The sequence below is a fragment of the Variovorax sp. CAN15 genome (genome assembly GCF_030462475.1).
In the GTDB taxonomy this organism is placed as follows: Bacteria; Pseudomonadota; Gammaproteobacteria; order Burkholderiales; family Burkholderiaceae_C; genus Variovorax.
Genome location: NZ_JASMRZ010000013.1, coordinates 77994 through 89758, shown reverse-complemented (window position 1 = coordinate 89758; position 11765 = coordinate 77994). Strand labels below are relative to the sequence as shown.

Genomic DNA, 11765 nt, shown 5'->3' with positions numbered 1-11765 from the left:
TCAACCGGTGCTCCCTAGTGAATACCCGAGGCTCGGCTCAGGCGTGGATTGGAGTGATTTGCACGATTCGCGGCGCAAGAAACTGGCGCAGCCAGGGCCAGGAACACCGAGGAACCGGCTTTGCCGGGTCTCAGGTGTTGCCCCTGGTAGGGGGAAGGCGAAGCGACACGAAGTGCGCGCGGCCTGGGGGCGGGCCTATTTCAGTACATAGCCCAGGACCAGGTCGGTCATGTGCGAGAGGCGTTGCGCCATCGCCTTGGGCGCACGCAGGTCGCGGCCGAAGATGGCCGAGAGCGTGTGGTTGTTCGAGAGGTAGAAGTAGCAGAGCGAGGCGATGGAGATGTAGAGCTGCACCGGGTCGACGCCCGCGCGGAACAGGTCGTCGCGGCGGCCGCGCTCCAGCACGGTGTCGAGCAGTTGCACCAGCGGCGAGTTCATCTCCTGGATGCGGTCGGAGCGCTTCAGGTGCGCCGCGCAGTGCAGGTTCTCGCTGTTGAGCAGCGTGATGAACTCCGGGTGCTCGAGGTAGTAGTTCCAGGTGAACGACACCAGCTGGCGGATGGCCTCCACGGGGTCGATCTCTTCGAGGTGCAGTCGCTGCTCCGCTTCGCGGATGTCCGCGTAGACGCGCTCCAGCACGGCAAGGAACAGGTCGTCCTTGCTGCCGAAGTAGTAGTAGATGAGGCGCTTGTTGAGGCCCGCGCGCTCGGCGATGCTGTCCATGCGCGCACCAGCGAGGCCGCGTGCGGAGAACTCGTCGCGGGCCGAGGCGAGGATGGCCAGCTGCGACCTGTCCGCGTCGCGCGAGCGTGGTTCGATCGCTTCGATCGCGATGTCGGGCGTGGGGTCCTTGGGGGCCTTCATGGCGCGAATTTAACCATTTGGAGAATTAACGCAAGGCGTACCGAGCGGACGCACATAATTGCCGGAGACATTTGCAGCTGAGGTTCCTACTTCCCATGAGTACATCACAACCCGCAGGCCACCTGATCGTGGAATGCCTCGTAGAGCAAGGCATGGAGATCGCGTTCGGCGTGCCCGGCGAGAGCTTTCTGGCGGTGCTCGACGGCTTCCATGCGTACCGCGATCGCACCCGCTTCGTCGTCAACAGGCAGGAGGGTGGCGCGGCCTTCATGGCCGAGGCGCACGGCAAGCTCACCGGGCGGCCGGGCGTGTGCTTCGTCACCCGCGGGCCGGGTGCGACCAACGCATCGATCGGCGTGCACAACGCCTTCCAGGACTCGACGCCGATGGTGCTGTTCGTGGGCGATGTCGGCAGCGACTTCCGCGACCGCGAGGCCTTTCAGGAGGTGGACTACGCCAGCTTCTTCGGGCCGAGCACCAAGGGCTTCGCCAAGCGCGTGGAGCGCATCGACGACGCGAACCGCATTCCCGAATACATCGCGCGCGCCTTCGCCACCGCGATGAACGGGCGGCCGGGGCCGGTGGTGCTGGTGCTGCCGGAAGACATGCTGCGCAGCGAGGCCACCGCGCGTCCGCTGGCGCGGGTGGAGGCGGTGGAGCCCTGGAGCGACCCTGGCGCGCTGCGCACCCTGCGCGAGCTGCTGCTGAAGTCGCAGCGCCCGCTGGTGATCGCCGGCGGCGGCGGCTGGACCGCCCAGGCCGCGCAGGCATTGCAGCGCTTCGCCGAGAACTGGCGCCTGCCGGTGGCGAACGCCTTCCGCTTCCAGGACACCTTCGACAACCACCACCCGCAGTACGCGGGCGACGTCGGCATTGCCATCAATCCGAAGCTCGCGCAGCGCGTGAAGGACGCCGACCTGATCCTGGCCATCGGCCCGCGCCTCGGCGAGATGACGACCAGCGGCTACACCCTGCTGGAGGCGCCCAAGGCAAGGCAGACGCTGGTGCACATCCACGCGAGCGCCGAGGAACTCAACCGCGTCTACCAGGCCGACCTGGCGATCAACGCCGGCATGAGCGCGGCCGCGCGCAGCCTGGAGGTGCTGAGTGCGCCGCCGACGCTTCCGTGGGAAGAGTGGACGCTGCAGGCCCATGCCGACTACGAAGCCAACCTCGTGCCCCAGGCGCTGTCCGGCATGCCCGCCGAAACGCCGCGCGGCGCGGTCGACATGGCGGAAGTCGTCGCGCTGCTGCAGAAGCACCTGCCGGCGGATGCGGCCATCACCAACGGCGCGGGCAACTTCGCGAGCTGGGTGCATCGCTACTTCCGCTATCACGGCCTGGCCAAGGGTGCGAAGACGCAACTCGCGCCCACCAGCGGAGCGATGGGCTACGGCGTGCCGGCCGGTATCGCGGCCAACCTGGCGACGGGGCGCGTGGCCTTCACCATCGCGGGCGACGGCGATTTCCTGATGACGGGGCAGGAGCTCGCAACGGCTTCGCAGCACGGCGGCAAGAGCATCATCGTGCTGCTCAACAACGGCATGTTCGGCACGATCCGCATGCACCAGGAGCGTGAATATCCCGAACGCACCAGCGGCACCGCGCTGCGCAACCCCGACTTCTGCGGCCTCGCTCGCGCCTACGGCTACGCGGCCGAGCGGGTGACGCAGACGGCGCAGTTCGAGGCGGCGCTGCTGCGTGCGCTGGCGGCCGACACCGGCACGCTGATCGAGATTCCGCTCGACCCCGAGGTCATCACCACGCGCGGCACGCTGTCGTCGATCACGCGCTCGGCGAAGCAGGCGAGTCAGGCGAAGAGCTGAGCGCGGCGCGATGGCGGGCCACCTCCTCGCGCAGGAACGGCGAGCGCAGCTCGAACACGTCGAACAGGCCGAGGGCGTCGAGGGTGGGGATCAGCGAGGCGAAGTCCTGCTCGGCGGCTTGCCTGTCGGCCGCGGACGTGCCGGCGTCCTCGAGGATGCGCGCGTTGGCGAGGAAGGCGGCGACCGATCCCTTGCGCAGGGTGCGGCCGTTGATGGTGGTGAAGTCTTCGCCGTCGGGGAGTACGTCCTGGGCTTTCATGGAGGCTGTTCCTTGATGGGAGTTGAGATGGGTTCGATGCTAGGCAGCGCGATGCTTTCGGGCTTGCGGCGCGAGGCCAATCGATACCTCCGGCGGGCCACCCATGGCTGAACAGGCGCCTGCGACGCTCTGGATCACCGCCCACGAGGGGGCGCGCGTCACCGGCTATCACTCGCACGAGACCGGGCAGCTGTTCGCCTTGCGCGAGGGGCTGCAGGTCATCGAGACGCCTTCGGGCCGCTGGGTGCAGCCGCCAGGATGGATCGGCTGGATAGCGCCGCGCTGCGCCCATGCGGCGCAGAGCTTCGGCGCCACGGCGGGCTGGAGCCTGCACATCGATGCGGCGATGGCGCAGGCATTGCCCGATGGGCCGCACGTGTTTGCCGTCACGCCGCTGATGCGTGCGCTGGTGGATCGGCTGACTGGCATGGATGCATCCGAGCCGCTGCTGGAGCCGCGCCGTGGGCGTCTGGTCGGTGTGCTGCTCGACGAGCTTGCGGCGGGAGACAAGCCGTCGCTGCATCTGCCGATGCCGCAGGACAGGCGGCTTGCGGCCGTGGCGGCAGCGCTGGCCGACGACCCGGCATTGCCGGACGGCATCGACGAATGGGCCGATCGCATCGGCATGGCCCGAAGGACGCTTACGCGGCGCTTCGCGGCCGAGACKGGCCTGAGCTTCGCGCAATGGCGCCAGCAGGCGCGGCTGCTCAAGGCGGTGGAGTTGCTGAGCCTGCGAGAGAGCGTCACCGCTGTGGCGTTGACTGTGGGCTACAGCTCCGTCAGCGCCTTCATAGAGGCCTTCCGCAAGCACTTCGGCTGCACGCCTGCGCGTTTTTTCGAGGAGGGCGGGACGATGCCGCAGGCGAAAAAAAAGCCCGCATGAAGCGGGCTTTCTGATTCAGGAGCGCGAGGCCCCTGAGCGCTTACTTGACGTGCTTGCCGATCAGCGCGGCCAGTTCGAACATCGAGACTTGAGCCTTGCCGAAGATCTCCTTCAGCTTGGCGTCGGCGTTGATGTTGCGCTTGTTGGCCTTGTCTTGAAGGTTGTTCTTCTTGATGTAGTCCCACAGCTTGCTCACGACAGCGGTACGCGGCAGCGGCGTGGAGCCGACCACGGCGGCCAGTGCCGGGCTGGGGGTCAGTGCCTTCATGAACGCGGCGTTGGGCGTGCGCTTCTTGGCGGGAGCAGCCTTCTTTGCGGGTGCCTTCTTTGCAGGAGCCGCCTTCTTCGCCGGTGCGGCCTTCTTTGCAGGAGCCGCCTTCTTGGCCGGTGCAGCCTTCTTCGCCGGAGCCGCCTTCTTTGCGGGAGCGGCCTTCTTTGCCGGAGCTTTCTTGGCCGGAGCCTTCTTTGCAGTTGCCATGGTTGATTTCCTTTTTTGGTTGAACAGTCACCAATGAAAAACTTGCGTCTCCAGTGGCATTGCGGATGCTAAATGAGAAAAAACGCGTTTCCAAGGGAAAAAGCGCTTTTTTCATTGGGAGTTGTTGTTTTTTCCGAGGGGAGAAGCCCTCTTTTTCACCTTCGGCGCCCGGGCCACGTCGCGAGCACCACGCCAATGAGCGCAACGACGAATGCAACCAGCTGTGGGGAAGAGAGGTTTTCGCCCAGCACGAGCACTCCCACGAGGGCTGCGCTCACGGGCAGCAGAACGGCGAAGACACCCGCTTGTGCGGCTGGTACGTGGCGAAGTCCGGTCATCCAGAGCCACACCGTCCAGATGCTCGCGGCGAGGGCGTAGGCCACGAGCAGCGCCCAGGTGCCGAAGCGCACGGCGGTGAAGTCGAACTGCAGCGCGAACCAGATGCCGAAGGGCATCGACAGCATGAATCCCCAGAGGTTGATGAGCGAGGCGATGCGCTTGGGCCCGAGGCGGCCCGTGAGCGACTTGCCGATAACCGCGTAGGCCGTCTCGCAGAGCACCGCGCAGAAGACGAGCAGGTTGCCCAGCCAGGGCATCGACGCTGAAGACGAAGCGGTTGTCGATGCAGGCGCATGCGATGCCGACGGCGACAGCGCCAGCAGTCCGATGCCGAATGCCGCGCACGCGATGGCCAGGCCGATGCGCACGGTGATGCGTTCGCGCAGGAAGAGCCAGCTCGCGACGGCGACGCATGCGGGGATCGAAGCCATGATCACGCCCGCCGAAACCGCGCTCGTGAGGCTCACGCCGAAGAGCATGCAGATCGAGAACAGGAAGTTGCCGAGGAACGATTCGAGGAACACCAGCCAGCGCGTGCGCGCGGTCATCGGTGGCTCGTCGGGGGCGCGCTTGAGCCAGTGCGGCATGGCCAGCGCGGCGATGCCGAAGCGCAGCCATGCGAGCAGCAACACCGGAAAGGCGGCGACGAGGGGCTTGGAGAGGGCGACGTAGCCGCCGACGAGCGACATGCTCAAGGCCAGGCAGCCATAGGCCGCGAGACGGCCTGATACGGGGGCGGCGGAGTTCAATAGACTGGACGAAGTGTTTTTGTTGTGGATGAAGGAGCGCGCTTTCGATGATGCCCCACGTTTTTGTCTACGGCACGCTGCGCCGCGGCGGACGCAACGACATCGCGCGCTACCGGCCCGCGCCGCAATGGATCGGCGAGGCGAGCATCGCCGGCACGCTGTTCGATCTCGGCGCCTATCCGGGCATCGTGCTCGAAGGTGAGCGGCGGGTGAGGGGCGAGGTCTACGCCATCGAGCCTGCGGTGGAAGCGGCGCTCGATGTGCTGGAGGAAGTGGCGGACGACGACTCGGGCGAGTACATCAAGCGGCGGGTGCGCGTGGACGTGGGCGGGCGGTGGTTCGATTGCCTGGTCTACGAGATCCACCCGATGCGCATTGCAGGCCGAGCAGTGATCGAAAGCGGCGACTGGATCGCGCATGCGGCGCGCGGTGATACCTCGTTTTCACAACCGAAAGATTGATTGCGCATTGCGAAAAGCGCGACTGCTGCGCCGCAATATTTTTTCTCGATATGAGAAAAATAATTCTGCATTGAGAAATATCGTCGTAACTTATTGATTTTGTTGATTGAAAAATATGTCTTCTATAAGACATAAGAGTCTGCGACGGGGTTACAGTAACTCCACGGCCACAGCGCCCAACCTTCAATCAACCTCACGGAGTGACCATGCCCCAGACCCTCACAGAACAACTGAGCCGCGAACAGCAGATCGCCGCACTCGAGAAAGAATGGGCCACCGACCCCCGCTGGAAGGGCGTCAAGCGCGGCTACAGCGCAGCCGACGTCGTGCGCCTGCGCGGTTCGTTCCCCATCGAGCACACGCTGGCCAAGCGCGGCGCCGAGAAGCTCTGGGACAAGATCAACGGTGGCGCCAAGAAGGGCTACGTGAACGCCTTCGGCGCGATCTCCGCCGGCCAGGCGATGCAGCAGGCCAAGGCAGGCCTGGAAGCCGTGTACCTGTCGGGCTGGCAGGTCGCCGCCGACGGCAACACCTCCGAGACGATGTACCCCGACCAGTCGCTGTACGCCTACGACTCGGTGCCGACGATGGTCCGTCGCATCAACAACACCTTCCGCCGTGCCGATGAAATCCAGTGGGGCCGCGGCATCAACCCGGGCGACAAGGAATTCATCGACTACTTCCTGCCCATCGTGGCCGACGCGGAAGCCGGTTTCGGCGGCGTGCTCAACGCCTTCGAACTGATGAAGAACATGATCACCGCGGGTGCTGCCGGCGTGCACTTCGAAGACCAACTGGCCGCCGTGAAGAAGTGCGGCCACATGGGTGGCAAGGTGCTCGTGCCTACGCATGAAGCCTGCGAGAAGCTGATCGCCGCGCGCTTTGCCGCCGACGTGCTGGGCGTGCCGACCATCGTCCTGGCCCGCACCGACGCCGAAGCCGCGAACCTGATCACCTCCGATCACGACGCCAACGACAAGCCGTTCCTGACCGGCGAGCGCACGCAGGAAGGCTTCTTCCGCGTCAAGAACGGCCTGGAGCAAGCCATCAGCCGCGGCGTGGCCTATGCGCCCTACGCCGACCTGGTGTGGTGCGAAACCGGCGTGCCCGACATCGGCTTCGCCCGCGAATTCGCCCAAGCCGTGCACGCCGCCTGCCCGGGCAAGCTGCTGTCGTACAACTGCTCGCCTTCCTTCAACTGGAAGAAGAACCTCGACGACAAGCAGATCGCCTCGTTCCAGGAAGACCTGTCGGCGCTGGGCTACAAGTACCAGTTCATCACGCTGGCCGGCATCCACGTCAACTGGTTCAACACCTTCCAGTTCGCCCACGCATACGCTCGCGGCGAAGGCATGAAGCACTACGTCAACATGGTGCAGGAACCCGAGTTCGCGGCGCGCGACAAGGGCTACACCTTCGTGTCGCACCAGCAGGAAGTGGGCGCGGGTTATTTCGACGACGTGACCACCGTGATCCAGGGCGGTTCGTCCAGCGTGAAGGCGCTGTCGGGTTCGACCGAGGAAGAGCAGTTCCACTGATCGGGTGATCGACCCTCTCGGGTCGGTCTTTCGATAGACAGATATTTCGCTGTCACTTCCAGCCCGGCCGCGTGCCGGGCTTTTTTGCGTCCGTTGCGTGCGTGCTCAGGCTTCGAGGCGCACCTCGCGCACGCCGCGGCCCAGGCGCTGGCGCAGCAGGGTGCGCAGCGTGACGCCGTCGGCATAGCCGACCATGCCGGCGATCTGTTCCAGGCTCTTGTCGCTGGTCTTGAGCAGGTGCACGGCGCGCTCGACGCGCAGGTCCTGCACGTATGAGAGCGGGCTCTTGCCCAGCACCTGCTGCATGCGGCGGGCCAGTGTGCGCTTGCTGGTTCCCGCGGCCTGAGCTGCTTCGTCGAGAGAGAAGCCATCGGCCAGCCGGCCGCGCGCCCAGCGTTCGAAGCGCTCGACCAGCGGGTCGGAGTGCGAGAGATGGTCGGAGATCACGTAGGCCGACTGCGACGGGCGCGAATCGACGATCAGGTAGCGCGCGACCAGCGTGGCGAGGTCGGGGCTCGCCTGGCGAACGATCCACAGCGCCATGTCGACATGGCTCAGCGCCGCGCCAGCGGTGACCAGATGGCCTGAGCTGACCAGCATGCGCGAGTCTTCCAGCTCCACGCCGGGGTAGCGCTGGCGGAACAGCGCGGCGAGCCACCATGTCGTGGTGGCCTTGTGCCGGTCGAGCACGCCCGATTCGGCGAGCACGAAGGTGCCGATGCAGGCTGCGGCCACGTTTGCGTTCCTGTCCGAGCGCTCCCGCAGTGCGGCACAGGCGTCGCGCACGTCGGGGCGGCCGAGAGCAGGTTCCAGCGTCTCTGGCACCTTGCAGCCCAGTGCGGGAACGATCAGCCAGTCGGCCGTGCCGGCGTCGAGGGCGCGAGCAATCGGCACGGCGAAGCCCTGAGAGGTACGCACGCGCTTGCGGACGCCCGTCACCACGACTTCGAACGGCGCCACGTCGAGCTGCAGCATGGCCGTGAGTTCATTGGCAGTGGTGAACACGTCGAGCACGGTGGACAGGCCGGTGTCGAACACGCCGTCCATGGCGAGTATGTCGATCTTCATGGCCATAACGATATCAAAGATGTCAAAAATGCCAATGGCTACAGAGGTGGAGGCTGCCTAGAGTTCATGCCAACGCCGCGCAATGTCGCGCGCCGTTCAACTCAGGAGATTGACCCATGATCAAGTACGCACTGTTCGCCCGCCTCGAAGCCAGGCCGGGCAAGGAAAGCGATGTCGAGAAGTTTCTCGAAGCGGGCCTGGCCATGGCGCGCGACGAAAAGACCACGCCGATCTGGTTTGCGCTGCGCCTGTCGCCGACCACCTTCGGCGTGTTCGATGCGTTCGAGAACGAAGCCGGGCGCCAGGCCCACCTGAGCGGCCCGATCGCCCAGGCGCTGATGGCGAAGGCTCCCGAACTCTTTGCCGCGCCGCCCTCGATCGAGCCCATCGAGGTGCTGGGGCTCAAGAACGCCGCGCCCGCGTCCTGAGCGGTCAGCGGCTAGAATCGCCGGCTCTGCACTCCAACAAGAGCGAGAAAGGCACCTTGGTTATGACACCGCGAACTACCCGGCAAGGTTTCAGCGGCTTTTTCTTCACCGAAGGAAAAGGCCGGTAGCCCGCGCTCGCTGGTTTTCGCCAGCTACACAACCAAGCAAAGCGCGGCCATCCACCGCGCTTTTTTGTTTTTCTCCCCGAGGTTCTCCCAAAATGATCCAGATCACGCTCCCCGACARCTCGCGCCGCGAGTTCCCCGGCCCGGTCTCGGTGGCCGAAGTTGCCCAGTCCATCGGTCCCGGCCTGGCCAAGATGACGGTGGCCGGCAAGGTCGACGGCAGGCTCGTCGATGCCAGCGACGTCATCGACCATGACGCCAGGCTGCAGATCATCACGCCGAAGGACGAAGAGGGCCTGGAGATCATCCGCCACTCGACGGCCCACCTGGTCGGCCACGCGGTGAAGCAGCTCTACCCGACGGCCAGGATGGTGATCGGGCCCGTGATCGACGAGGGCTTCTATTACGACATCGCCTACGAGCGCCCGTTCACGCCCGAGGACATGGCCGCCATCGAGGCGCGCATGCGCGAGCTGATCGCGCAGGACTACGACGTGATCAAGAAGATGACGCCGCGCGCCGAGGTCATCGAGGTCTTCAAGTCGCGCGGCGAGGACTACAAGCTGCGCCTGGTCGAGGACATGCCCGACGAGCAGGCCATGGGCCTGTACTACCACCAGGAATACGTCGACATGTGCCGCGGCCCGCACGTGCCGAACACGCGCTTCCTGAAGGTCTTCAAGCTCACGAAGCTGGCCGGTGCCTACTGGCGCGGCGATGCCAAGAACGAGCAACTGCAGCGCATCTACGGCACGGCCTGGGCCGACAAGAAGCAGCTCGACCAGTACATCCAGCGCATCGAGGAAGCCGAGAAGCGCGACCATCGCCGGCTCGGCAAGGAGCTCGACCTGTTCCACATCGACGAAGTGGCGCCGGGCGTGGTTTTCTGGCATCCGAAGGGATGGGCGATCTGGCAGGCGGTGGAGCAGTACATGCGTGCCATCTACCGCGACACGGGCTACTGGGAAGTGAAGGGGCCGCAGATCCTTGACAAGAGCTTGTGGGAGAAAACGGGCCACTGGCAGAACTATCGCGACAACATGTTCACGACGGAGTCGGAAAAGCGTGAGTACGCGCTCAAGCCGATGAACTGTCCGGGCCACGTGCTCATCTTCAAGAGCGACCTGCGCAGCTACCGTGACCTGCCGCTGCGCTATGGCGAGTTCGGCCAGTGCCACCGCAACGAACCCAGCGGCGCACTGCACGGCATCATGCGCGTGCGCGGCTTCACGCAGGACGATGGCCACATCTTCTGCACGGAAGACCAGATCCTTGACGAGTGCATTGCCTACACGGCGCAGCTGCAGAAGGTCTATGCCGACTTCGGCTTCACGGACATTCTCTACAAGGTCGCGACGCGGCCCGAGAACCGCGTCGGCTCCGACGAACTGTGGGACAAGGCCGAGCACGCGGTGATGGAGTCGCTGCGCCGCTCGGGCGTCGACTTCGTCATCGCGCCGGGCGATGGAGCCTTCTACGGTCCGAAGATCGAGTACACGCTGCGCGATGCCATCGGCCGTCAGTGGCAGTGCGGCACGATGCAGGTCGACTTCAACACGGCCGAGCGCCTTGGCGGCGAGTACGTGACGGAGTCGAGCGGCCGCGCGCACCCGGTGATGTTGCATCGCGCCATCGTCGGCAGCCTGGAGCGCTTCATCGGCATGCTGATCGAACACCACTCCGGCGCACTGCCTGCATGGCTCGCTCCAGTGCAGGTCGCGGTGCTGAATATCAGCGAAGGGCAGGCCGATTACGCCTCGCAAGTTGCGAAAACGCTGCAAAATCAAGGGCTTAGGGTCCAGCTCGACCTGCACAACGAAAAGATTACGTATAAAATACGGAAGCATTCGTTGCAAAAGCTCCCTTACATCGTTGTCGTAGGCGACAAGGAAAAGGAAGCAGGTGCCGTCGCAGTGCGCGCCCGGGGCAATCAAGACCTCGGTGCAATGTCCCTCGAATCGTTCGTGCAACGGCTCGTCCAGGATGTTGCCGACAAGCGTTGATTTGTCCTCGGAAAACCCCATATGTTTCCCGGCCAAATCGTGCCGCTTGTCCGCGAGGGCTGAGCGGCGTTCGCTACAGATTTTGTAGCAAATTTTGAAGGACCCTGACCATCGCTACTGCATTCCGCGACCGCCGCCACCGCGAGGAACGCCAACACCGCCTGAACCGGGAAATCATGGCCCCGGAAGTCCGCCTGATCGGCCCGGATAACGAGCAATTGGGTGTCGTGAGTCTTGCAGAGGCCCTACGCCTTGCCGGTGAGCAGGACGTGGACCTGGTGGAGGTCGTCGCCGCGGCCAATCCGCCCGTTTGCCGCCTGATCGAGTACGGCAAATTCAAGTACCACGAGCAGAAGAAGGCGGCCGAGGCGAAGTCGAAGCAGAAGGTCATCGAGGTCAAGGAAATCAAGTTCCGCCCCGGTACCGACGACGGCGACTACAACATCAAGATGCGCAACATCCGGCGCTTTCTTGAAGAGGGTGACAAGTGCAAGATCACGCTGCGCTTTCGCGGCCGCGAGATCACGCACCAGGAACTCGGCCTGGCCCTGCTGCAGCGCATTCGCGACGAGCTGGGCGACACGATTCTCGTCGAGCAGTTTCCGAAGCTTGAAGGCCGGCAGATGATCATGATGATCGCGCCGGGTCGCAAGAAGCCCGGTGGCGGTGGGCAACAAAAGCCGGCAACTGATGCCGGTGCCGCTCCGGCAGCGGCTCCCGCCACGGCCTGATGGGCCGACGGCT

General features: G+C 64.9%; 12 protein-coding genes. 7 read left to right on the top strand and 5 right to left on the bottom strand.

All coding sequences use genetic code 11. The annotated features are described in order from the left end of the window. Nucleotides 1-195: 195 nt before the first annotated feature. Nucleotides 196-864: a TetR/AcrR family transcriptional regulator gene (locus tag QMO14_RS12190; protein ID WP_019653323.1), complete on the bottom strand. Its 669-nt coding sequence runs from the start codon at nt 862-864 to the stop codon at nt 196-198. A gap of 95 nt (nt 865-959) precedes the next feature. Between QMO14_RS12190 and QMO14_RS12185 the strand changes: the two genes are divergently transcribed. After that, complete coding sequence (locus QMO14_RS12185) at nt 960-2690, top strand: thiamine pyrophosphate-binding protein (protein ID WP_301507471.1); 1731 nt, start codon at nt 960-962, stop codon at nt 2688-2690. On the opposite strand, the gene QMO14_RS12180 is transcribed toward QMO14_RS12185, so the two are convergent. After that, nucleotides 2650-2949, bottom strand: a complete 300-nt coding sequence (locus tag QMO14_RS12180; protein ID WP_301507470.1) for a hypothetical protein — start codon at nt 2947-2949, stop codon at nt 2650-2652. The genes QMO14_RS12185 and QMO14_RS12180 overlap by 41 nt on opposite strands. 103 nt (nt 2950-3052) lie before the next feature. Between QMO14_RS12180 and QMO14_RS12175 the strand changes: the two genes are divergently transcribed. Beyond that, complete coding sequence (locus QMO14_RS12175; protein WP_301507469.1) at nt 3053-3832, top strand: helix-turn-helix transcriptional regulator; 780 nt, start codon at nt 3053-3055, stop codon at nt 3830-3832. 40 nt (nt 3833-3872) lie between these two features. On the opposite strand, the gene QMO14_RS12170 is transcribed toward QMO14_RS12175, so the two are convergent. Together QMO14_RS12170 and QMO14_RS12165 are read right to left on the bottom strand one after the other, a co-directional pair. Continuing rightward, complete coding sequence (locus QMO14_RS12170) at nt 3873-4310, bottom strand: SWIB/MDM2 domain-containing protein (protein ID WP_301507468.1); 438 nt, start codon at nt 4308-4310, stop codon at nt 3873-3875. Between the two features lie 155 nt (nt 4311-4465). Beyond that, nucleotides 4466-5398, bottom strand: a complete 933-nt coding sequence (locus tag QMO14_RS12165) for a DMT family transporter (protein ID WP_301507467.1) — start codon at nt 5396-5398, stop codon at nt 4466-4468. 47 nt (nt 5399-5445) lie between these two features. Between QMO14_RS12165 and QMO14_RS12160 the strand changes: the two genes are divergently transcribed. Together QMO14_RS12160 and aceA are read left to right on the top strand one after the other, a co-directional pair. Next, the gene (locus tag QMO14_RS12160; RefSeq protein WP_301507466.1) at nt 5446-5859 is read left to right on the top strand and encodes a gamma-glutamylcyclotransferase; all 414 of its coding nucleotides are present in this window, start codon (nt 5446-5448) and stop codon (nt 5857-5859) included. A gap of 206 nt (nt 5860-6065) precedes the next feature. Then, entirely contained in the window at nt 6066-7397 is a 1332-nt protein-coding gene (gene aceA, locus QMO14_RS12155) for an isocitrate lyase (RefSeq protein WP_301507465.1), read from the top strand. A 105-nt stretch (nt 7398-7502) separates the two neighbouring features. Here the strand turns inward: aceA and QMO14_RS12150 are convergent, their stop codons facing one another. Further along, entirely contained in the window at nt 7503-8465 is a 963-nt protein-coding gene (locus QMO14_RS12150; protein ID WP_301507464.1) for a GlxA family transcriptional regulator, read from the bottom strand. Nucleotides 8466-8581: 116 nt separating this feature from the next. Here QMO14_RS12150 and QMO14_RS12145 point away from each other — a divergent pair, with 116 nt between their 5' ends. The 3 genes from QMO14_RS12145 (at nt 8582) to infC (ending at nt 11752) form a co-directional block, all read left to right on the top strand. After that, nucleotides 8582-8893 carry a putative quinol monooxygenase gene (locus QMO14_RS12145; RefSeq protein ID WP_301507463.1) on the top strand — a complete coding sequence of 104 codons (312 nt, stop codon included), beginning with the start codon at nt 8582-8584 and terminating at the stop codon, nt 8891-8893. A 220-nt stretch (nt 8894-9113) separates the two neighbouring features. Continuing rightward, nucleotides 9114-11021 (top strand): threonine--tRNA ligase, encoded by a 1908-nt coding sequence (gene thrS, locus QMO14_RS12140; RefSeq protein WP_301507462.1) that lies wholly within the window; start codon nt 9114-9116, stop codon nt 11019-11021. 104 nt (nt 11022-11125) lie between these two features. Continuing rightward, nucleotides 11126-11752: a translation initiation factor IF-3 gene (infC, locus tag QMO14_RS12135; protein WP_301507497.1), complete on the top strand. Its 627-nt coding sequence runs from the start codon at nt 11126-11128 to the stop codon at nt 11750-11752. The last annotated feature ends 13 nt before the right edge of the window (nt 11753-11765 follow it).